Here is a 20,914-nt window from a genome sequence, read left to right as displayed (position 1 = left end):
GGCGCGCTCGTTCAACTGGCGGTAGGTGATCTGCTGGTCGCCGTCGGTGAGGGCGATGGCGTCGGGGGTGCGGGCGGTCTGGGCCTCGAAGTGCTTGCTGAGCGTGCCCTGCGCGGCGGGGGCAAGGGCTGGGCGGGTGGCCCAGGTGTCCAGCAGCAGGTGCCGCTCCTCGGCGTCGAGCAGCTGCACGGCGTGGACGGGCTGTGACGGATCGGTGGCGAGGGCCTCCAGGACCCGCAGCCACCGTCGTCCCAGGACCTCCACCGACGCCCGGTCGAGCAACTCCGCCGCGAACGTGATTCGGACCGCCAGCCCGTCCGGTGCGTCCGTGGCCGTGTACCGCTCGCGGACCTCGAAGGCGAGGTCGAAGTTCGCCTTCGGCTCCCCGGCAGTCGACAACTCGATGTCCACGCCCGGGAGTTCGAGGCGCGCTTCAACGGTGTTCTGAACTGCGAGGATGACCTGGAAGAGCGGGTGCCGGGCCATCGAGCGCACGGGTGCCAGCTCTTCGACGAGGCGCTCGAACGGCACGTCCTGGTGGGCGAAGGCACCGAGACCGGTCTCGCGGACCCGGCCCAGCAGCTCGGCGAAGGTCGGGGCGCCGCTCAGGTCGGTGCGCAGGACCAGGGTGTTGACGAAGAAGCCGACCAGCTCGTCCAGCGCCTCGTCGGTACGGCCGGCGATCGGCGTGCCGATCGGGATGTCCTCGCCGGCACCGAGCCGCGAGAGCAGCACCGCCAGCGCCGTCTGCAGCACCATGAAGGACGTGACGCCCTCCGTCCGGGCCAGCTTCAGCAGCCCCGCCTGCAGTTCGGCGGGGACGGTCAGCTCGACCGTCTCCCCCCGGTTCGAGGCGACGGCCGGGCGCGGCCGGTCGAAGGGGAGCGTCAGCTCCTCCGGCAGGTCGCCCAGCGTCTCCCGCCAGTACCCCAACTGCCGTGCCAGCAGGCCCTCGGCGTCCTCCTCCGACCCCAGCAGCTCCCGCTGCCAGAGCGTGTAGTCCGCGTACTGCACCGGCAGCGGCGCCCACGCGGGCGCCTGGCCGCCCAACCGCGCCGCATACGCGGCCGACAGATCCCGCCCCAACGGACCGAATGACCAGCCGTCACCCGCGATGTGATGGAGCGTCAGCACCAGGACGTGCCGCTCGGGCGCCAGCGCGAAGAGTGCGGCCCGCAGCGGCGGTTCCGTCGCCAGGTCGAAGGGCTGCTCGGCCGAGCGGTGGACCGCGGCGGCCAACTCCTCCTCGCCGCCGACCTGTTCGACGGTCAGCGCGAACGGGACCTCCTCGATCGGCAGTACCCGCTGCACGGGTTCGCCGTCGACCGCGGCGTAGACGGTCCTGAGCACCTCGTGCCGCTCGATCACGTCACGCAGTGCCGCCGCCAGGGACTCCTGCTCCAGCGGGCCGGAAAGCCGCAGGGCCGCAGGGATGTTGTAGTCGGCGGTCGATCCCGCCAGCTGTCCGAGGAACCAGAGCCGTTGCTGGGCGTAGGACAGCGGCACCCGCTCGGGCCGATCGCCGGTGGCCACCACGGGCGGTCGCAGCACCGCGCCGGTGTCCAGCTGCCGCGCCAGCGCGGCGGGGGTCGGCGCCTCGAAGAGAGTGCGGAGCGGGAGTTCGGCCCCCAGGGCGGATCGCACCCGGCTGCCGAGGCGGGTGGCGAGCAGCGAGTGGCCGCCGAGGTCGAAGAAGCTGTCCTCGACCCCGACCGAGGGCAGGCCCAGGACCTCGGCGAAGAGCGCGCAGAGGATCTCCTCCGGCAGGTTCTCCGCCGCGCGTCCGGCGCCGCCGCCCGCGGCCGCGTAGTCCGGGGCGGGCAGGGCCTTGCGGTCGAGCTTGCCGTTGGCCGTCAGCGGGAGTGCCTCCAGCAGCACCACGGCCGACGGCACCATGTAGTCCGGCAGCCGCTCGGCGGCCGTCGCCCGGGCCAGGGCGGGCAGCGCGGCCGCGTCCGCGCCGTGCTCCGCCACCAGGTAGCCGACCAGCCGGTGGTCGCCGGGGGCCTCCTCGCGCACGACCACGGCGGCCTGCGCGACACCAGGGCAGGACGCCACGGCGGCCTGGACCTCGCCGAGTTCGATACGGAAGCCGCGGATCTTCACCTGGTCGTCGGCACGGCCGAGGAACTCCAGCTCCCCGTCGGCGCTCCAGCGGACCACGTCGCCGGTGCGGTACATCCGCTCGCCGGGGGCGCCGTACGGGCAGGCGACGAAGCGTTCGGCGGTCAGGCCGGGGCGGCCGAGGTAGCCGCGCGCCAGGCCGGTGCCCGCGAGGTACAGCTCGCCGGTCACACCGGCCGGAACCGGGCGCAGGGCCTCGTCGAGCACGTAGGCCCGTGTGTTGTCGATGGGCTGCCCGATCGGCAGTACCTCGCCGTGCTTGCCGCCGACCTCGTGGGCGGTGGACCAGATGGTGGTCTCGGTGGGGCCGTAGAGGTTGGTCACGCCCGCGGTGCGGGCCGCCAGGGTCCGGGCCAGTCCGCTGTCCAGCGCCTCACCGCCGACCAGCGCCCGAACACCGGCCAGCTCGCCGCCGGCGGCCTCGACAGCCTCGACGCCCGCGGCCTCGACGCCCGAAGGCTCGACGCCCGCGGCCTCGGCGGTCAGCGCGTGCCAGAGGCTCGGCGTGGCCTGCATCGCCGTCACCCCGGCGGCCGTCACCAGCTCCCGCAGCGCGCGCGGGTCCCGTACGGTCGCGCGCGGGGCCAGCACCACCCGGGCGCCGTGGACCAGGGGCAGGTAGAGCTCGAGCGCGGCGATGTCGAAGGCGACCGTGGTCACCGCGAGCAGCCGGTCCGCGGGGCCGAGGGCGAACCGGCGCTGCATCGCGGCCAGGAAGTTGACCAGTGCCCCGCCCGGCACCACCACGCCCTTGGGGCGTCCGGTGGAGCCGGAGGTGTAGATCACGTACGCCGGATGGGCCGGCAGCACGGCCACGGCCGGGTCGGCGTCGTCCGGGTCGGCAGTGTCCGGGTCGGCGCCCGCAGCGTCCGGCTCGGTGTCGTCCCCGGTGGCCGGCTCGATCCGGTCCAGTGGCACGACGGGGATCCCGCCTGCCGGCACGGTCGCTGCGGTGTTCTCGGAGGCCAGCACGACGACCGGCCGGGCGTCCGCCAGGGTGTAGGCGATGCGGTCGGCGGGGTAGTCGGGGTCGATGGGCAGGTAGGCGCCGCCGGCCTTGAGCACGGCGAGTAGCGCGACGACCAGCTCGGGCGAGCGCTCCAGGCAGACCGCGACCAGCGACTCCGGGCCGACGCCGCGCCGGATCAGCAGGTGTGCCAGCCGGTTGGCCCGGGTGTTGAGCTCCCGGTACGAGAGCTCCCGCTCGCCGCAGACCAGCGCGACCGCTTCCGGGGTGCGGGCGGCCTGGGCCTCCAACAGTGCGGGCAGGGTGGCCGACGGCGGCTCGACGGCCGTGTCGTTCCACTCGGTCAGGACCTGCTGCCGCTCCGTCGCGTCGAGCAGTTCGACCTCGCGCAGCGGCAGGGTGCCGTCGGCGGCCGCCAGGGCGGCGAGGTAATGCTGGAACCGGCGGCAGTGGGCGGCGATCTCCGCCGGCTGGTAGAGCGCCGGGTTGGCGTCGACGACGAGCCCGGCGCCGTCGCCGGTCTGCCGGTCGTAGATCAGGATGTTGAGGTCCTCGACCGGGCCGCTGCTGAGGTTGTGGGTGGTGCTCGGGTGGCCGCCGAAGTCCAGGTTGTAGTCGAAGGACTGGATGTTGACCGTGGGGCCGAACAGTTGCCCGCTGGAGGCGACCAGCCCGAGGTCGCGACGGATCTCCTCGTAGCGGTAGCGCTGGTGGCGCAGGGCTTCCCGGGCGGCGCGGCTGGTCTGCTTGATCAGCGCGGAGAGCGGTTCCCGCGGGTCGACGGTCAGGCGCAGGGGCACCACGTTGTTGACCACGCCCGGGGTGGTCCGGGCGACCTCCCCGGACCGGGCGCCGACCGGGAAGCCGAGGACCACGTCGCCGCTGCCGGTCACCCGGGCGGTGTAGGCGGCCGCGGCGGCGAGCACCAGGACGGTCCAGCTGACTCCGAGTCGGCGCGCCGAGGTGCGCAGCGTGGCCATGTACTCGGAGTCCAGTCGGCGCGCGTGGCGCAGGTGGGTGTGCGAGGTGGGGGCGAACCGGCCGGCGAAGTTGACGGCGGTCGGCCGGTCGGCGAGCCGGTCCTGCCAGTACTGGCGGTCCGCCGCGAACTGGGCGGAGGCGCGGTACTCGGCCTCGACCTCCACCAGTCGTGCGAACGGCGGGATCCCGCTCTCCTCGGGCAGGGTCCGGCCCTCCGCCCAGGTGCTGTAGACCTCCGCGACCCGGGCGGCGAAGAGCGGGCCGCTGTGGCCGTCGCCCATCGCGTGGTGGGCCCGCAGCGACCAGATGTAGTGGTCGGGCGCCAGCCGGATCAGGGCGAAGGCGCAGGCGGGGCCGGTCTCCAGGTCGTACGGCCGGAGGTACTCGGTGCGCATCCAGCTCAGCGCCGCCTCCCACGGGTCGGCCTCACTGCTGACGTCGACCGGGACGAACCGCCAGGCCGGGTCGGGCTCGACGAACTGGCGCAGATCCTGACCGCCCGTCACCAGTCGCAGACGCAGCGTCTGGCAGTCGAGGACGGCCCGGTGGAGGGCGCGCTCGAACAGCTGCGGGTCGACCGGCCCGTGGATCTCCACGTACTCGTGGACCTGGTAGGCAGGGCTGGCCGGGTCCAGCTGCTGCGCGAACCACATTCCGGCCTGGCCGGAAAGCAGGGGCAGGTACTCGGGCTGGGAAGGCGACATGTGCTGGAACTCCGGTTCGTCTGGGATCGCCCCGGGCCGTCGGCCCGAAGGTTCCAACGCTGCCCGGCCGGGCGGTCGGGCGGCGCACGTGTGTGACCGCCCTCGCGGCGCCGGGGCGGCGCCTGGGGCGGTGTGAGGCTTGGATGGGGGGGGCAGCGCCCGGTCGGGCTCGCCGTCACCGGGCCAGCGAGTCGAGCAGCATGGCTGCCGTGACCGCCGGGTCGTCCTCGGCCCCGACGAGGGAGGCGTTCGGGAGCTGGGCGCTGCCTTCGCGTTCCGCGCGGGCGCGGCGGCGGCCGCCACCGGTGATGTTGAGCAGGATCCGCGCGTCACGCGGGATCCGCCGCTCGGCCACCGCGCGTCGCAGGCAGGCCACCGCCACGGCGGCGGCCGGCTCGATGTCGATGCCCTCGGTCTCCTCGAACAGCGCGGCCGCGGCGAGCGCGGCCGGGGTGTCGGCCAGCAGGACCTCGCCCGAGGTGTCGGCCAGCAGGTCTCGGACGCCGCCGCGGACCCCGAACGGCGGTGTCGCGTTGACGAGTTCGGGGGCGTGGACGTCGACGGTCGACGGCGCGACCGGACGCGAGAGCGGAGTCGGCGCCGAGACCGGCGTGGGAGCCGGAGTCGCAGCAACGGGAGGAACCGGAGTGGGAGACGGCAGCGACTCGGCCGCGCCGGCGCGCTCCTGGAGCCAGAGCCGGTGCAGCGGGGCGAAGCCGGTGTTCTGGCAGAGCAGGGTGCGCGGCGGGGTGCCGCCCGTGGTGGCGGCGATCCGCCGGGCCGCCTCGTGCGCGGCGATCGCGCCGGTGCCGCTGCCGACGGCCTGGACGTAGTAGTCGGGCAGTCGGCCCAGTCGCTCGTACGCGGCCAGCATGACCACGCCGAGGCCGTCGCGCCGGGCGACGTTGCGGACTCCGCCCTCGGGGAAGAAGGGTGCGCCGGTGGCCAGGATGCCCTGGCTGTAGGTGATGGCGTCGTTGTAGCCGCCGCCCTTGACGGCGACGATCCGCACCTGCGGGCCGGTTCCGGCGAGCGCCAGGCCGGGCAGGGCGCGCTCGGGGACCACCAGCACACAGGGGAAGTCGAACTGTTCGGTGGCCCGGACGAACGCGGCCGCGGTGTTCCCGGCGGAGGCCACGACCATGATGCCCGCGTCCTGCGGGACCCGGCCCAGGACGGAGAAGGCCTCCAGTTCCTTGAAGGTTCCGGAGTCCATGCGGCAGCCGCGTTCCGGCCAGTAGCCGCTGAAGGCCATCCAGAGGTCGCTGAGTCCCAGGGCGGCGCCGAGACCGCGACATCGGTGCACCGCCGGCAGGCTCGCCCCGGGCACCTCACGGATCACCGGGAGCCAGTCGCGGTAGCGGAAGAGGCCGGAGGCCGCCGGGGCGGCCGCGACCGCGTCAGCCAGTGAGCCGGCGGTGTACTCGGTCCGCAGCAGTGAATTGTCACGGCACCCGGGGCAGGCCGAGATCAGCCCGTCGTCCCCGAGTCGTAAACCGCATCGAGTGCAGACAACCGTGTAGTGCCCGCCGTGCTCCATGGCTTTCTCCCCGTTGCTACCGGCCGTGGCCGGTACTGCAAGCTGAATTTCTTCGGGCCGGGCCGGAAGCTACTGCTCCATGGCCGAGATGAGGCTCTTCGGACGCATATCGGTCCAGGAGTTCTCGATGTAGTCCAGGCACTCCTGGCGTCCGGCCTCGCCGAACACCTGCTGCCACCCGGCCGGAATTTCCGTGAAGACCGGCCAGAGCGAATGCTGGCCCTCGTCGTTCACCAGAACCAGGTAGTTGGCCTCGGGGTCCTCGAAGGGGTTCGTCACCGCGTCACCTTTTCTCGCATAACCGGCAAGCCGGATGGACAATGCGGACATGGCGGAGGTGGATCCCTGATCCGGACGGACCTGCCCCCGCCCGGTCCGTACTCCAGTCTTACTCATCCGGGCCCGAAAGGGGAAGTGCGGATTGCTGTCGGGAGGCGTGAACGGAGCGTGGAGACCCTTCCCGTCGTCAAGTCGCGGGCGAGCCGGTCGCGATGGCCGTGACCTGGTGTGAAATGCTGTGCAATACGGCGGAAATGAGGTCCGCTGGCGGAGCGGACGGGGGATCGGTGCGATCGGCTCGGCGGTGAAGTCCCGTACCACTGCGGGCGTACGGCCGGTGACGAAAACCCGCCGAGTGGATGATCGGACGGTCACGGATCGTCTGGCAGACTTCTTACCCATGAGGTTACCGACCGACAGCCACGCATCCGGTGCCGAGCACAACTCGCCTTACCCCAGCGGTAGTTCCCCCCAATTCGAGGGGCAGTCACCCGGCGGGGCGGCGAACGGGACGGACGGGACGGGCGGGACGGGCGGGACGGGCGGCCTCGCCGCGCCGGACGGTCCGCGCACGCTGCGCGGCCGGATCGCCGCCCGCCGGCTCCGTCCGGTCCGGCCGCGCCTCTGGTTCGAGTTGGCGCTCATCGGGATCAGCTACTGGGTCTACAACCTTGTGCGCAACGCGGTGCCGCAGCACGCCGAGACCGCCAAGGCGCACGCGAACCTGGTGTGGGACCTGGAGCGGAGCCTCGGCCTGGCCTTCGAGCGCTCGGTCAACCACGGCATCGACTCGGTGACCTGGATGATCGTCGGGATGAACTACTACTACGCCACACTGCACTTCATCATCACCATCGCCGTCCTGGTCTGGCTCTACCGCAGCCACCCCGGCCGGTACCCGGCGGTCCGCACCGCGCTGGCCGGAGGCACCGGCATCGCCCTCGTCGGCTACTACGTCTTCCCGATGGCCCCGCCGCGGATGCTGCCCGACTTCATCGACACGGTGACCGCGCACCACACCTGGGGCTCGCTGGCCTCGGGCGCGGGAGCGAGCATCTCCAACCAGTACGCCGCAATGCCGTCGATGCACTTCGGCTGGGCGCTCTGGTGCGGGCTGACGGTGTTCTACCTGGCCAGGCGGGCCTGGCTGCGGGCGTTGGGACTGCTGTACCCGCTGTTCACGCTGACTGTGATCATCGCCACCGCGAACCACCTCTGGTTGGACGCGGTCGGCGGTGGGGTCTGCCTGGGCGTGGGCTTCGTCGCCGCCCGGTTCGTCTTCCACCGCTGGGCCTACCAGTTCCCGCGGATCCCGGACTCCTGGCAGCCCGCCGCCGGCCCGCGCGCGAGCGAGCGGCGGCCCGTGCCGGGCGAGGCCGGCTCTCGCCGGTAGCCCAACTTTCTGACCACAGGCGGCCGGTGGGCCCGGACCGGCGGCCCGCCAGCCGACCAGCCGACCAGCTGCCAGCCGACCGGCCGACCGGCCCGATGGGAGGGTCCGCCGATCGCGTCCGGACCCGCCTACACCCGGTCCACCAGGTCGGACGGGTCGGTGTTGGCACCGCAGAGGAGGACGGCGATGCGCTCGCCGTCGGCCTGGCCGAGGGCGGCGAGGGCGGTCGAGGCCGCGTACTCGACGGCGATCCGGCGCTCGTCCCACAGCTGCCGGCGAGCGCGCACGATGGCCTCGTCGTCCACCAGGACGGAGCGGACGCCCTCGTGCCCGGCGGCGCCGACGGCCAGCGCGGTGGCGCGCCGGGCGCCGAGGGCGTCCTGGGCCACCGAGGACACCGGCACGTCCACCGGGCGGCCCGCCGCCAGCGCGGCGTTCAGGGCGCGGCTGCCGGTCGGCTCCACGGCGAGCACCCGGATGCCGTGCTCGCGCGCCGCCACGGCCACGCCGGCGAACAGCCCGCCGCCGCCCACCGACACCACCACGGTGTCCAGCCCGGGCACTCGGGCGCGGATCTCCGCCAGGACGGTCCCCGCGCCGGCGGCGATCAGCGGGTGGTCGTACGCGTGCGAGGCCAGCGCCCCGCTGCCCGCCGCGAACTCCTCGCACGCCGCCAGCGCCTCCGCGTACTCGCGGCCCGTCAGCCGTACCTCGGCGCCGTAGGAGCGCAGCCGCGCCAGCTTCACCGGGGACGCCGTCTCCGGCAGGAACACCGTTGCCCGGACGCCGAGTTCGCGCGCCGCCCAGGCGCAGGCCAGCCCGGCGTTGCCGCCCGAGGCGATGGTGACCCCGGCGTCCGGGAGGGTGCCCGCCCCGGCGTGCGCGAGCAGGAAGTTCTGCGCACCGCGCGCCTTGAAGCTGCCGGTGTGCTGCAGGAACTCCAGCGCCAGCCAGGTCCGTCCGCCGTCGTCCCCGGGCGCCACCGCCACCGGGCGCACCCGCCCGGCGATCCGCTGCCCGGCGGCCTCGACCTCGTCGTACGTCAGCTGGTCCATCGCGTTCTGCTCCTTCGCCGAGGGGCCGTCAACAGGGGCGTTCCGTTCACGGCCGACGGTACGTCGCGCGGCCGGACCGGCGGAAGATCACGGGCACCAACGGCGTACGCTGGGCCCATGCGTCACGTGATCCTCCCTCCGCCGGCCCGCTAGCGGGCGGCCCACTCCACCCACCCCGGCTCGGCGGGATTCCGCCCGCAGGCGGGGCGATGACTGCCGCCCGCGCACCCAGCGGACCTGAACCGGCCATTCATCGTGGAGTACCGACGCATGACCTCGTACACCGCCGTGCCCTTCCGGCACGGCCTGTTGTCCATTTCCGCCGCCGCCGTCGCCTGGGGCGTGGGGGGAGCCGTGGCCGCGCTGCTGATGCGCACCAGCGGCCTCGGCCCGGTGGCCGTCTCCTGCTGGCGCTTCGGCGTCGCGGCGCTCTGCCTGGCCCTGCTGCCGACCGGCGAACGCCAAGCCGAGCGGGGAGCCGCCCGGCCCGGAGCCGCCCGGCCCGGAGCCGCCGTGCTGACCGGGCTCGGCCTGGCGGTCAGCCAGTGCGCCTACTTCGGTTCCGTGCGCTACGCGGGCCTGGGGCTGGGCACCCTGATCACCATCGGCGCCGGCCCGGTGCTCACCAGCCTCGGCGCGCACCTGCTGCTCGGCGACGGCGGCGGTGATCGGCGTGCTGTTCCTGGGCGAGCCTGTCACGGCGGGACTGCTGCTGGGCTCGGCGCTGCTGCTCGCGGCGATCGGGGCGCTGGCCCGCGGGTAGCCCGCCGGGGTGGCCGTGCCCGGCGGCCACCCCGCCGGCCACGCGGCCGGCCACCCGGGCGGGCTCCTGTGGTCGCCGGGGGCGTGTGGCCGTGCTGTGGTGGTCCGCATGAACCGCTCACGCCTGGCCCGGGTGGCCGTCACGACCGCGTCCGCCGTCCTGCCCACCACCGTCCTGCTCACCACCGTCCTGCTCACCAGCGCCGCCGGTGCCACGGTCGCCGCCGCGGCTGTTCCGGCGTCGGCGACCGGGCTCCGGGACGTCACCGCCGAGCAGTGCCGGGGTGCGGGCGGGCACGTCGAGGGCAGCGGCTACTGCGTCGACGCGCTCGGCGACGACACCTGGGGCCAGCCCGTCGACGGCCAGGCGATCAACCCGGACCCGCGCCCTGGCGAGGAGTGAACACGCTCCTCACGGCACCGGCCGCAGGGTCACCGGCGTCGGGGTGAGGGCGCGCAGGACCAGGTCGATGCGGACGCTGGCAGCGCCCGCGCGGTGCAGGGCGGCGGCGATCGTCCGTAACTCCTCCGGGCCGGTGCAGGCGAGCCGGAGCTCCAGGTCGGCTTCGCCGGCGAGGGCGAGGCCGCTCTGGACGGCCGGGAACTCGGCCGCGAGCCGGTCGAAGTCCAGCGGGACCGGGCCGTGGCTGACCCGGGCGATCGCGTGCAGGGACCGGGCCGGCCGCAGGTGGCTGTCGGGGGCCAGGCCTCCCGGGACGAGCTGGAGCGGGGCCGTCACCGGTGCTGGAGCTGAGCGGTCGGGGCCGGGGCGGGCGGTGCGGCGGGGGTGGAGACGGGCGGGGCGACCAGCCTCGGGTCCAGGACCAGGGTGGTCACCCCGAGCGGGGCGGTGAGGCCGCGCAGGGCGGGTTCGCCGAGTTCGGTGTGGGCCTGGTCCGGTCCGAGGAGGGCGGCGAGGGCTTCGGGGCTGGAGAATCCGACCGCACAGCGGCGGCCGTCGCGCAGGCGGAAGAGGCGGAGTGCGGTGGTGCTGCCGGTGCCGGAGGTGGTGACCGGTACGTGCCAGACGACGCGGGCCATGCGGATGCTCCCGGGTGGGGTGGTGGTTCCTGCCGGAACTGCTTCCTCGACGCTAGGGCGGTTCGCCCCGGGGGTCGCCGGTCCTGACGCAGCGTTGACCGAATGGGGTGGTGCGTTGACGCACTCCTGACGTTCGGCTCACCCGGATGGACGACACCGCCGGCGGATGGTGCTCCGTTTGCCGTGCGTCCCGGCTCGGACGACCGTGGATTCTGCCCCTGGTCACGGCCGCGGGAGCGCCCTCGGGGAGACCGGCGTGCGCTCCGGGGCGGGGGGCGGTGGAGCGAGGGGCCCGTGACGAGATATCTTGACGTCAAGACGTTGGAGACGTGAAGCGGAGTACCGATGACTGACTCGACCATCATCTATACGCACACCGACGAGGCTCCGGCCCTGGCGACCTACTCGTTCCTGCCGGTGGTCCAGGCGTATGCCTCGACCGCGGGTGTACGGGTGGAGACCCGCGACATTTCCCTGGCCGGGCGGATCATCGCGAGCTTCCCGGAGCGTCTGACCGAGGCGCAGCGGATCGGCGATGCCCTGTCCGAGCTGGGTGAGCTGGCCAAGACCCCGAGCGCCAACATCATCAAGCTGCCGAACATCTCGGCCTCCGTGCCGCAGCTGAAGGCCGCCGTCGCCGAGCTGCAGGCCCAGGGCTACGCCCTGCCGGACTACCCGGACGACCCGCAGACCGACGAGGACAAGGACGTCCGCGCCCGTTACGACAAGATCAAGGGCAGCGCCGTCAACCCGGTCCTGCGCGAGGGCAACTCGGACCGCCGCGCGCCGCTGTCGGTCAAGAACTACGCCAAGACCCACCCGCACCGCATGGGTGCCTGGACGGGCGACTCCAAGACCAACGTCGCCACCATGGGCGAGAACGACTTCCGGTCCACCGAGAAGTCCGCCGTGGTCGCGGCCGACGGTGCCCTGCGCATCGAGCTGGTCGGCGAGGACGGCACCACCACCGTGCTACGCGAGAAGGTGCCGGTGCTGGCCGGCGAGGTCGTCGACGCCTCCGTGATGCGCGCCGCCGCCCTCAACGAGTTCCTGGCCGCCCAGGTGGCCCGTGCCAAGGCCGAGGGCGTGCTGTTCTCGGTGCACCTCAAGGCCACCATGATGAAGGTCTCCGACCCGATCATCTTCGGCCACGTCGTGCGCGTCTTCTTCCCGAAGACCTTCGCCGCCCACGGCGCTGCGCTGGCCGCCGCCGGCCTGAACCCGAACAACGGCCTCGGCGGCATCCTGGCCGGCCTGGACGCGCTGCCGAACGGCGCGGAGATCAAGGCCTCCTTCGAGGCCGAGCTGGCCGAGGGCCCGGCCCTGGCCATGGTCGACTCCGACAAGGGCATCACCAACCTGCACGTGCCGAGCGACGTCATCGTCGACGCCTCGATGCCGGCCATGATCCGCACCTCCGGCCACATGTGGGGCCCGGACGGCCAGGAGGCCGACACCCTCGCCGTGTTGCCGGACAGCAGCTACTCCGGCGTGTACCAGGCCGTCATCGACGACTGCCGCGCCAACGGCGCCCTCGACCCGGCCACCATCGGCTCGGTGCCGAACGTCGGCCTGATGGCGCAGAAGGCCGAGGAGTACGGCTCGCACGACAAGACCTTCGAGATCGAGGCCGCCGGCACCGTCCGCCTGGTCGACGCCGACGGCAACGTGGTGCTGGAGCAGGCCGTCCAGCCGGGCGACATCTTCCGCGCCTGCCAGACCAAGGACCTGCCGATCCAGGACTGGGTCAAGCTGGCCGTCTCCCGCGCCCGCGCCACCGGCGACCCGGCGGTGTTCTGGCTGGACGAGACCCGCGCCCACGACGCGGTGCTGATCGAGAAGGTCAAGACCTACCTGCCGGAGCACGACACCACCGGCCTGCAGATCGAGATCAAGTCCCCGGTCGAGGCCACCAAGTTCTCGCTGGAGCGCATCCGCCGCGGCGAGAACACCATCTCGGTGACCGGCAACGTGCTGCGTGACTACCTGACCGACCTGTTCCCGATCCTGGAGCTGGGCACCAGCGCCAAGATGCTGTCGGTCGTCCCGCTGATGGCGGGCGGTGGCCTGTTCGAGACCGGCGCCGGCGGCTCCGCCCCGAAGCACGTCCAGCAGCTGGTCAAGGAGAACTACCTGCGCTGGGACAGCCTCGGCGAGTTCTTCGCGCTGGCCGCCAGCTTCGAGCACCTGGCCACCACCACCGGCAACGCCCGCGCCCAGGTGCTGGCCGACACCCTGGACCGCGCCACCGGCACCTTCCTCAACGAGGACAAGTCGCCGAGCCGCCGCCTCGGTGGCATCGACAACCGCGGCAGCCACTTCTACCTGGCCACCTACTGGGCCCAGGAGCTGGCCAAGCAGACCGCCGACGCCGAGCTCGCCCAGGCCTTCGAGGGCCTGGCCAAGACGCTGACCGAGCAGGAGCAGACCATCGTGGACGAGCTGATCGCCGTCCAGGGCTCGGCGGTCGACCTCGGCGGCTACTACCAGCCGGACCCGGCCAAGGCCGCGGCCGTGATGCGCCCGTCGAAGACCCTCAACGAGGCGCTCGCCAGCCTCGGCTGAACCCGGTCGGGCTCTGCACTGAGCCGAGCCGAGCCGAGCTGAACCACCGGGAGGCCCCCGGGTCCGTGCGAGCGGACCCGGGGGCCTCCCCGCGTCCCCGGCCCCGCGTTCCCCCGGCCTCCGGCCCTCGGCCGGGGGCCGGTCTCCGGCTCAGATGCGGCCGAGCAGGGTCAGCGCGGTACCGACGGCCTCCCGCAGCAGCAGGTACGGGCCGTGCGCCAGCGGTCCGTCCGCGCCGAGCACCTCGGCGGTCGCACCGGCCCGGCGGGCGGCGAGCGCGGAGCGGACGGCGTGGAAGCCGCTGGTGACCACCGTGCACCGGTAGCCGGGGCGCTCGGCGGCCATCAGGGCGGCGCTGAACCGGAGGTTCTCGGTGGTGTTCACGGCCCGCTCCTCGCGCCGGATCCGCTCGGCCGGGACGCCCCGGGCGATCAGGTAGCGGGCCATCGCGGCGGCCTCGGTGCACTGCTCGTGCGGGCCCTTGCCGCCGGTCACCAGGACCAGCGGGGCGTACCCGGCGGCTTCCTCGGCGGCGAATCGTTCCAGCGTGGCGTCCAGCCGGGCCGCCAGCGTGGGCCCGGGCTCACAGCCGTCCAGCGCCGCGCCCAGGACGACCAGGAAGTCGGAGCCGACCGGCACGGGCCGGCGGCGCCGGTGCAGCAGTGCGAAGCCGAGGAAACCGAGCAGCCAGAGCAGGACGTACCCGCAGAGCAGGACGGCGCCGATCAGCAGGACGTGCATATCCGTTCGAACGCGTACCGCGGAACCACCGTTCCGGCGCCCGGCCCGGGAACGGCGGAACCCCCGTTCCGGAGATGGAGCGGGGGTTCCCGGGAACGGGGGTTCCGGAGCGGGGGTTCCGGAGCGGCGCGGGTGCTCAGCCCGCCTCGGCCGCCGGAGTTGCCGAAGCGGCCGGAGCCGCCGTAGTCGAGGGAGCCGTCGAGGCGCCCGGCGCACCCGGGACCGCGCCCGCCCCCGGTCGCCGGTCGCGCTTGTGCAGTGAGGCCAGGTAGGCGTTGTACGCCTCCAGCTCGGCGTCGCCGGACCGGTCCTCGGCGCGGTCGCGGCGGCGGGCCTGCCGCTGCTCGGAGCCCATCCACTGGTAGACCAGGGCGATCAGCACGATCGCGGTCGGGATCTCGCCGAACGCCCAGGTGATGCCGCCCGCCAGCTTCTGGTCCTCCAGCAGCTTCGTCCCGGGCGGCGACCCCTCCGTGGTGAAGGTGGTGACCAGCGGGTGGCTGGCCATCATCACCGCCACGCCGAAGAAGGCGTGGAACGGCATCCCCATGAACAGCTCGATGATCCGCATCACGTGGCCGGGCCGGTGCGGGCCCGGGTCCACGCCCATGATCGGCCAGAAGAAGGCCAGACCGGCGAACAGGAAGTGCACCATCATGAAGATGTGCCCGAGGCGGTACTGCATCAGGAAGTCGAACAGCGGGGTGAAGTAGACCCCGTACAGGCTCGCGATGAACAGCGGGATGGTGAACGCCGGGTGCGAGATGATCCGGACGTACCGGCTGTGCAGCAGCGCCACCAGCAGCTCGCGCGGCCCGCGCGGGCGGCCCTTGCCGGCCGGGCGCAGCGCGCGCAACGCCAGGGTGATCGGGGCGCCCAGCAGCAGCAGGATCGGCGTCAGCATGGAGAGCACCATGTGCTGGATCATGTGCGCGCTGAACAGCACCATGCCGTAGTCGTTCAGCCCGCTGCAGGTGACCAGCAGCAGGGTGCCGACGCCGACCGCCCAGCCGACCATCCGGCTGATCGGCCAGCGGTCGCCGCGCCGGTACAGCCGGACCACGCCCGCCGCGTAGAGCCCCAGGGCGACCAGGCCGCCGAGCAGGAACACCCAGTCCGGGGACCAGGTCCAGACGTTGGAGAAGGTGAACGGTCCTAGCTGGGTCATCCCGCCGTGGTGGTGCATGCCTGACATTCCGTCGCCCATCGGCGGGTCCTGCTTTCCGTCCTCGTGGCCCCCGGTGCGGGTCCGGTTCGCCCCTTTTGCTTGGCCTACAGCCTAGGTGGGCCTTACCACGGGCTGTGCCCCCACCCCCCTCCGTACGGGGTGTCTGCCCACCGGACGGCCCGCTGGCTAGACTGACCGGCCGGTCGGCAGGGAGGCCCAGACATGGCGACGGAGCCACGTACGGCGACGGAAGCAGACACGGCGGCGACGGAACGGGGAGCCGCGGCGCGGACCACCGTCGCGCTGACCGGGGCGACCGGTTTCATCGGCTCCGGGGTCCTGGCGGCCCTCGCGGCGCGCGGCGTACCGGTGCGCGCGCTGGCCCGCCGGGTGCCGGAGGACCCCGCCCCCGGCACCACCTGGGTGCCGGGCGACCTCACCGACGGGGCGGTCCTGGCGGAGCTCTGCGAGGGCGCCGGAGTGCTGGTCCACCTGGCCTCCCGGGTCGACGGCTGCGCCGAGGAGTGCGAGGCGGCGAACGTCCGGGGCACGGCCGCGCTGATGGCGGCCGCCACCCGCGCCGGGGTGCGCCGGATCGTCCACCTCTCGACGGCCGCGGTGTACGGCGAGGGCCCGCACGCGGGCATCGCGGTGGACGAGGTGTCGCCCGCCCCGGTGTCCGAGGCCAGCCGTACCCGGCTGCTCGGCGAGCGCCACGCCCTGGACGCCGGCGCGTACGTGCTGCGCCCCGGGCTGGTGACCGGGGCGGGGGACCGCTGGGTGGTGCCGGCCCTGGCCGAGCTGGTCCGCCGGGTGCCGGTGCGCTGGGCGGGCGGCGCGGCCCGGCTCTCGGTGGTGGAGCGCACCGACCTGGCCCGGCTGGTCACCGCGCTCGCCCTGGACGACCACGCCGTCCCGCCCGGTGTCCACCACGCCTCCCACCCCGACCCGGTCCGCTCCGGTGACCTGCTCGCGGCCCTGGCCGCCCTCGGCCTGCTGCCCGCCCTGGACGGCCCGGACGTGCCGGACGTCCCGTGGGACGAGTGCCGCCGACTGCTGGCCGCCGTGCCCGGTCGGGTCTCCGAGCGCCAGTTCGGCATGATCGTCCGCGACCACTGGTACCGCAGCGAGGACATCTGGCGCCTGGCCGCCTGCCCGCCCGGCCCCGGCCCGCTCGCCCGCCTCCCGCAGGCCGCCGCGTGGTACCGCGAGGCACTCGGCCAGGACGGCTAGGTCAGTCCCGTAGGCCGGGAGGAGGGTGTCCTCACTGCGCCGCCCGGCGGCGAAGTCGGCGACGTTGCGGGCGGTAGGCCTGGCGGCTGGTGACCAGGCTGTGCTGGGGATCGAGCAAGGTCGTGGCCTACCGGTCGGAGGAATCGGCCGGGAACACACCGGCGGCAATCCCGGAAAGCCGTGCGGAGTCTGCATGCTGGCTTCTATGAGGATCGACCGACTGACATTCCGGTCCTGGGGCTCACGGGAACCGGCATGAGGCGACCGTCCGGGCCGGAGGATATGTCCAAGCGCAAGCGCCGCGTTCTCCTCCTGTGGGTACTCATGCGGTCGGTGCTGACCGCGGCCATCCTGGTGGCGGCGTACTTTCTGCTGCCGCTGGACGAGCCCTTCGGGGCGGCCACGGCGGTGGGTCTCATCGCCGGGCTGCTCATGGTGTCCGCGCTCGTCGCCTGGCAGACACGGTCGATCATCCGGTCCCCTTACCCTCGGCTCAAAGCCATCGAGGCGCTGGCCACGAGCGTCCCGCTGTTCATCCTCCTGTTCGCGACGACCTACTACCTCGCGGCGCGGAGCCAATCCGGGTCCTTCACGGACCCCCTGACGCGGATGGACTCCGTGTACTTCACCGTCACGGTGCTCTCCACCGTGGGCTTCGGCGACATCGTCCCCAAGAGCGAGGCGGCCAGAGCGCTGGTCGTCCTGCAGATGCTCGGGGACCTGGTCTTCGTCGGCATCGCCGCGCGCGTCATCCTGGGCGCCGTCAACGTGGGACTCAACCGGGGTAATCGGCCGGTCTTCCCCGACTTCGCCCCGCCTCCCGGCGGCGCGGACACCGACGACGGCACCGGCCGGCCACGGCCGTCGGGATGACGAGGGGTAAGCAGCCCGGGACCGCTTTGTCGGGGTCGTCGTCAACCGACCGCGGATGTGTCAGGGGGCGGGCGTCCCCGGGGGCCCGGGTTTGACGGTGGCACCGGTCGCCCGTCCCGCGAGTCTTTGGGTCCCTACGTAGGAGACCACCACCGCGACGATCACCAGTGGCATCACGGTGAGCCCCTGGGAGCCGAGCAGCAGGGTGGCCAGCAGGACGCAGGTCATCGGGAGTTTGAGCATGGCGACGCTCAGCGCGCCCACCCCGATGGCGAAGCCCGTGGTGGTGTCGAGGCCGGGCAGGTGGGACATGGCCAGGCCGCCCGCGCCGCCCACGAACAGGGACGGGAAGACCGGGCCGCCGCGGAAGGCGCTGAGCGACGCGATGTAGGCGAGCGACTTGAACACGACCAGCAACAGCAGTGTGCCGACCGAGTAGCCGGCCTGGTCGGCCAGGAGGGGGCCGATGGTGCTCTCGCCCGAGAACAGCACTCCGGAGATCGGTTTGTCGGTGATGCTGGTGTAGAGCAGGGCGAGTACTCCGATGAGCACGCCGATCAGCGCGGTGATCGGCACCCTTCGCGGCTCGACGTGTGTTCTCAGGCGCAGGGCCAAGCGGCGGATCACCTCGCCGAGGACCGGGGCGGCGAGGCCTGCGAGGACCGCCCAGCCGAACGCGGCGAGGGTGGGCCGGTCGGCGGGTGGTACGTGAGTCAGCGACAGGGAGTAGGTGCCCAGGCCGGTCCAGGAGTCCAGGCCGGTGAAGATCAGCGAGCCGATGCCGGCGGCGAGCAGGCCGGGCACCAGGACGACGCCGAGCATCGGCCCGGCCAGGCCGGAGGCCTCCATCAGCAGGAACGCGCCGAGGATGGGCGAGCCGAGGAGTTCGCTGATCGCCGCGAAGCTGCCCGCCGCGCCGATGACGGCGAGGGCGTTGGGAGGGGCGTCGCGTTTGAGCAGTCGGATCGCGCCGACGGCCAGGCCGCCGCCGAGCGCGATCAGTGGGGCCTCCGGGCCGAGGACGACGCCGAGGCTGAGCGAGGCGATCGCGGCGAGGGCGACCCCGGGCACCGTGGCCACGGATGGGATGCCGCCGGTCTTGAGCCCGTCGGCCGGCTCGTGCCCGCCTCGCCCGGGAAGCTGCCGGATGGTGAGGGCGACCAGGACGCCGGAGACGGCGAGCACGGGCACGGCCCACCAGTTCGGCGTTCCGCTGAAGCCGAGGCCCTTGGGCAGGTCGTCGTAGACCAGGGACTGGAGTTCGGAGACGAGGGCGAGGAAGCCGTACGCAGCGGCCGAGATCGGCACGCCCAGCACGGCCGCCATCACCAGCAGCGCGACGTACTCGCGGCTGCGGACGACCGCGAAGGGGTCCTGCGGGGCAGCGGGCTCGGCGGGCATGGCGTACCGTCTCCTCGGCGTCCGGCCCGCCGGGAGAACCGGTCAGGCGACCCTGGGTCGCGAAGCTCCGACCGTCCTGTCGGTGTCGGCCCTCCGGGCGCGGCAGCGGTTTCTGCGGTCACGCGGCGCCGAGCCCCTGCCGGGTGACGGGAATCGCAGGGCCGCCCCACAGCCGGCGGGGAGGTGTTCCTCCGATCATCGCGGACGCCGACGGCATCCGGCGCGGTGGAAACGCCACGCGGGTGAGCCGCGTCTGCAGCCGGTGGTACACGGGACCCCGCCCACCCCGGTGCAGCGGGGTCAGTCCGCCGGTCGGCGCACGTGTCGGTGGCGCAGGTACCAGAGCGCACCGACTACACCGGACAGCGTGACCAGCGCGACCAGGAGCAGCGGGTACCGGCTGCCCGCGAGCTTGGCGTCGGTGGCGACCACGAGCATCACCGCACCGATCGGCAGCAGCAGCGAGAGCACTGTCCTGAGGCCGGAGCCCACGAGCGCGGGCCGGGCCCGGGTGGCGTGGTCCGACTCCGACGGCGCGGTGGTGGCGTCGCCGTGGTAGTACGCCCGGGCTCGCTTACCGAGTTCCTGGGTCGCACGGTGGTAGGAGTAACCGAGGTAGGGCAACCAGATCAGCGGGGCTACCAGTCCGATGAGGAGGACCACCGCGAGCAGGATCCACTGCCCGACGCGGGCGGCGGTCGACGTCGGCCGTTGCTCGGGGGTAACCACGCCGAGCAGGTAGGCCATCCGTTTCACCACCCTCCACAGGGCTGCGATACGGCCGGGAGGGGTATCGGTTCGCGTCGCCGCGGCGGCCTCGAGCGCGGCCCGGGCCTGCTCCTCGTCCTGGTACACGCCCTGGATCACGAGCAGCTCAGCCGCCCGTGCGCCATCGGTGGGCTCCCGCCCCGCGACCGCCGCCAACTCCAGCATCATCCGGCTCTGTGTGAGCAGCGCGCTGCAGAACGCGAGCGGGACGAGCGCCATGAACGGGCCGCCCACGAATGCGCCCTCGCTCTGGCTGACCCGCCGGCCCCGTGTGATCACCATGACGCACAGCTCGGCGTCACCGGCGTCGGGATGCTGGTCGCGCGCGCGGGCGACCGAGGCGCCGGCGCGCCGCCCGAGATGGTGGACGGCGAAATTGGCGAGCAGTTCGGGCAGGTGGCCAGGGTCCGCCAGGGCTGCCCGCAGCACTTGACGGGACAGTGCGGATTCCGGGCCATCGAGGGGAGGTTCCTCCACACGACCAGCCTCTCACCGCGGCGCCGCAAACAGGGGTGGCGCCTTTGACGTGTTGGAGGTGACTCAAAGGCCTCGGTCGATCCCGCTGTCCCGCCACCACGGCGTTGCGCTCTGGCTCGAGCAGATGCGCGTCTCAGCCGCCGGGGAAGCCGGAACTGAAACTCGGCGATCGTCGCCATCCCGTTCGAGGGCGCGGTGCGGCCGGTCAGCAGCGCGGCCCGGGTCAGCGAACGCAGCGCGGTGGTGTGGAAGTTCGAGCACTTCACCCCCAGGTTCGCGATCCGTGCTTCACTCCGACCCGATCCCTTGCGTGATCGTGGTCGTCCCCCACCCCGGGCGGCGGCCGGCTGACCGGTTCCTCCGCCGTCCGGGATCACCGCCACGGCAAACGGTTTGAAGAACGACATGCACCGCAGTCGCGGCGTGCTACATGCCGCCCTGGTTCTCGATTCCCGCGTCGGCCACCGCGATGGCGACCCCGAGCGCCTCGGTGATGTGGGTCGCGGCCGACATCACGCGGGCGGTGCCGACGATCGGCGCGATCGCGACCAGCACGTCCTGCAGCTGACTGGCTGTCATGTGCTCCTTCATCGCCGGTTCGAGGTGCGCGAGGTAGGAGAGCGCAGGTGCGTCCATCGCGGCCAGCGCCGCGATGCGGGTGAGGATCAGCATGTCGGGGGCCAGTCCGCACCGCTCGATCGAATCGGCGGTCATGGCCATGAGGGTGTCGAGAACGGGCGTCTCAGAGGTGGTGGGCATGTCTGCCATCTCCAGGTGTCGCTGGGCTTCAGTCTGCGCTGCCTGCCCAGACCGGGGCGTCCGAAGGCCGCCCGGTCCGACCG

The 20,914-nt window shown here is 73.1% G+C and carries 16 protein-coding genes and 1 pseudogene; 6 read left to right on the top strand and 11 right to left on the bottom strand.

The window, feature by feature from the left end; translation table 11 throughout:
* The 3 genes from ACIBEC_RS30370 to ACIBEC_RS30360 all read right to left on the bottom strand — a co-directional run.
* The coding region (locus ACIBEC_RS30370; RefSeq protein ID WP_360502288.1) for an amino acid adenylation domain-containing protein at positions 1-4,776 on the bottom strand (4,776 nt) is incomplete at its 3' end.
* Positions 4,777-4,951: 175 nt separating this feature from the next.
* Complete coding sequence (locus tag ACIBEC_RS30365; RefSeq protein ID WP_360502285.1) at positions 4,952-6,316, bottom strand: pyridoxal-phosphate dependent enzyme; 1,365 nt, start codon at positions 6,314-6,316, stop codon at positions 4,952-4,954.
* A 69-nt stretch (positions 6,317-6,385) separates the two neighbouring features.
* Positions 6,386-6,595: an MbtH family protein gene (locus tag ACIBEC_RS30360; RefSeq protein WP_360268339.1), complete on the bottom strand. Its 210-nt coding sequence runs from the start codon at positions 6,593-6,595 to the stop codon at positions 6,386-6,388.
* Between the two features lie 400 nt (positions 6,596-6,995).
* Between ACIBEC_RS30360 and ACIBEC_RS30355 the strand changes: the two genes are divergently transcribed.
* A complete protein-coding gene (locus ACIBEC_RS30355; protein ID WP_360502282.1) occupies positions 6,996-7,988 on the top strand; it encodes a phosphatase PAP2 family protein in 993 nt (330 codons plus the stop codon).
* 128 nt (positions 7,989-8,116) lie between these two features.
* On the opposite strand, the gene ACIBEC_RS30350 is transcribed toward ACIBEC_RS30355, so the two are convergent.
* Complete coding sequence (locus ACIBEC_RS30350; protein ID WP_360502280.1) at positions 8,117-9,043, bottom strand: serine/threonine dehydratase; 927 nt, start codon at positions 9,041-9,043, stop codon at positions 8,117-8,119.
* A gap of 270 nt (positions 9,044-9,313) precedes the next feature.
* On the opposite strand from ACIBEC_RS30350, the pseudogene ACIBEC_RS30345 reads away from it, so the two are divergent.
* Both ACIBEC_RS30345 and ACIBEC_RS30340 read left to right on the top strand, forming a co-directional pair.
* A pseudogene (locus ACIBEC_RS30345) lies at positions 9,314-9,685 on the top strand (EamA family transporter); the annotation flags it as partial.
* A 229-nt stretch (positions 9,686-9,914) separates the two neighbouring features.
* Positions 9,915-10,208 carry a hypothetical protein gene (locus tag ACIBEC_RS30340; RefSeq protein ID WP_360502300.1) on the top strand — a complete coding sequence of 98 codons (294 nt, stop codon included), beginning with the start codon at positions 9,915-9,917 and terminating at the stop codon, positions 10,206-10,208.
* Between the two features lie 9 nt (positions 10,209-10,217).
* Here ACIBEC_RS30340 and ACIBEC_RS30335 read toward each other — a convergent pair whose 3' ends face one another.
* Both ACIBEC_RS30335 and ACIBEC_RS30330 read right to left on the bottom strand, forming a co-directional pair.
* Positions 10,218-10,544, bottom strand: a complete 327-nt coding sequence (locus tag ACIBEC_RS30335; protein WP_360502277.1) for a hypothetical protein — start codon at positions 10,542-10,544, stop codon at positions 10,218-10,220.
* Positions 10,541-10,846 (bottom strand): SAV_915 family protein, encoded by a 306-nt coding sequence (locus ACIBEC_RS30330; protein WP_360502275.1) that lies wholly within the window; start codon positions 10,844-10,846, stop codon positions 10,541-10,543. The genes ACIBEC_RS30335 and ACIBEC_RS30330 overlap by 4 nt, the downstream gene beginning before the upstream one ends.
* A 345-nt stretch (positions 10,847-11,191) precedes the next feature.
* Between ACIBEC_RS30330 and ACIBEC_RS30325 the strand changes: the two genes are divergently transcribed.
* Complete coding sequence (locus ACIBEC_RS30325) at positions 11,192-13,411, top strand: NADP-dependent isocitrate dehydrogenase (protein ID WP_360502273.1); 2,220 nt, start codon at positions 11,192-11,194, stop codon at positions 13,409-13,411.
* A 150-nt stretch (positions 13,412-13,561) separates the two neighbouring features.
* Here ACIBEC_RS30325 and ACIBEC_RS30320 read toward each other — a convergent pair whose 3' ends face one another.
* Both ACIBEC_RS30320 and ACIBEC_RS30315 read right to left on the bottom strand, forming a co-directional pair.
* The gene (locus ACIBEC_RS30320) at positions 13,562-14,152 is read right to left on the bottom strand and encodes a YdcF family protein (RefSeq protein WP_360502270.1); all 591 of its coding nucleotides are present in this window, start codon (positions 14,150-14,152) and stop codon (positions 13,562-13,564) included.
* 136 nt (positions 14,153-14,288) lie between these two features.
* The gene (locus tag ACIBEC_RS30315) at positions 14,289-15,338 is read right to left on the bottom strand and encodes a cytochrome c oxidase assembly protein (protein ID WP_360502298.1); all 1,050 of its coding nucleotides are present in this window, start codon (positions 15,336-15,338) and stop codon (positions 14,289-14,291) included.
* Positions 15,339-15,542: 204 nt separating this feature from the next.
* On the opposite strand from ACIBEC_RS30315, the gene ACIBEC_RS30310 reads away from it, so the two are divergent.
* Both ACIBEC_RS30310 and ACIBEC_RS30305 read left to right on the top strand, forming a co-directional pair.
* A complete protein-coding gene (locus ACIBEC_RS30310) occupies positions 15,543-16,553 on the top strand; it encodes an NAD-dependent epimerase/dehydratase family protein (protein WP_360502267.1) in 1,011 nt (336 codons plus the stop codon).
* 282 nt (positions 16,554-16,835) lie between these two features.
* Entirely contained in the window at positions 16,836-17,426 is a 591-nt protein-coding gene (locus ACIBEC_RS30305) for a potassium channel family protein (protein ID WP_360502264.1), read from the top strand.
* A 60-nt stretch (positions 17,427-17,486) separates the two neighbouring features.
* Here ACIBEC_RS30305 and ACIBEC_RS30300 read toward each other — a convergent pair whose 3' ends face one another.
* The 3 genes from ACIBEC_RS30300 to ACIBEC_RS30290 all read right to left on the bottom strand — a co-directional run bounded on the left by ACIBEC_RS30300 (position 17,487) and on the right by ACIBEC_RS30290 (position 20,831).
* A complete protein-coding gene (locus tag ACIBEC_RS30300; RefSeq protein WP_360502262.1) occupies positions 17,487-18,827 on the bottom strand; it encodes a chloride channel protein in 1,341 nt (446 codons plus the stop codon).
* Positions 18,828-19,127: 300 nt separating this feature from the next.
* Positions 19,128-20,024: a hypothetical protein gene (locus tag ACIBEC_RS30295; protein WP_360502259.1), complete on the bottom strand. Its 897-nt coding sequence runs from the start codon at positions 20,022-20,024 to the stop codon at positions 19,128-19,130.
* 474 nt (positions 20,025-20,498) lie between these two features.
* Positions 20,499-20,831 (bottom strand): carboxymuconolactone decarboxylase family protein, encoded by a 333-nt coding sequence (locus ACIBEC_RS30290; RefSeq protein ID WP_360502256.1) that lies wholly within the window; start codon positions 20,829-20,831, stop codon positions 20,499-20,501.
* Between the last annotated feature and the right edge of the window lie 83 nt (positions 20,832-20,914).

This window comes from Kitasatospora sp. NPDC051164 (assembly GCF_044455625.1).
Classification (GTDB): Bacteria; Actinomycetota; Actinomycetes; order Streptomycetales; family Streptomycetaceae; genus Kitasatospora.
The sequence above is the reverse complement of the archived record's forward strand: the minus strand, read 5'-3'. Positions and strand labels throughout refer to the sequence as shown.

Excerpts from the sequence above, each read along its gene's own strand:
- ACIBEC_RS30300 (WP_360502262.1), bottom strand. The coding sequence starts at position 18,827 with ATGCCCGCCGAGCCCGCTGCCCCGCAGGACCCCTTCGCGGTCGTCCGC.
- ACIBEC_RS30350 (WP_360502280.1), bottom strand. The coding sequence starts at position 9,043 with ATGGACCAGCTGACGTACGACGAGGTCGAGGCCGCCGGGCAGCGGATC.
- ACIBEC_RS30305 (WP_360502264.1), top strand. The coding sequence starts at position 16,836 with ATGTCCAAGCGCAAGCGCCGCGTTCTCCTCCTGTGGGTACTCATGCGG.
- ACIBEC_RS30325 (WP_360502273.1), top strand. The coding sequence starts at position 11,192 with ATGACTGACTCGACCATCATCTATACGCACACCGACGAGGCTCCGGCC.
- ACIBEC_RS30320 (WP_360502270.1), bottom strand. The coding sequence starts at position 14,152 with ATGCACGTCCTGCTGATCGGCGCCGTCCTGCTCTGCGGGTACGTCCTG.
- ACIBEC_RS30365 (WP_360502285.1), bottom strand. The coding sequence starts at position 6,316 with ATGGAGCACGGCGGGCACTACACGGTTGTCTGCACTCGATGCGGTTTA.
- ACIBEC_RS30310 (WP_360502267.1), top strand. The coding sequence starts at position 15,543 with ATGGCGACGGAGCCACGTACGGCGACGGAAGCAGACACGGCGGCGACG.
- ACIBEC_RS30330 (WP_360502275.1), bottom strand. The coding sequence starts at position 10,846 with ATGGCCCGCGTCGTCTGGCACGTACCGGTCACCACCTCCGGCACCGGC.
- ACIBEC_RS30355 (WP_360502282.1), top strand. The coding sequence starts at position 6,996 with ATGAGGTTACCGACCGACAGCCACGCATCCGGTGCCGAGCACAACTCG.
- ACIBEC_RS30290 (WP_360502256.1), bottom strand. The coding sequence starts at position 20,831 with ATGCCCACCACCTCTGAGACGCCCGTTCTCGACACCCTCATGGCCATG.
- ACIBEC_RS30340 (WP_360502300.1), top strand. The coding sequence starts at position 9,915 with ATGAACCGCTCACGCCTGGCCCGGGTGGCCGTCACGACCGCGTCCGCC.
- ACIBEC_RS30315 (WP_360502298.1), bottom strand. The coding sequence starts at position 15,338 with ATGCACCACCACGGCGGGATGACCCAGCTAGGACCGTTCACCTTCTCC.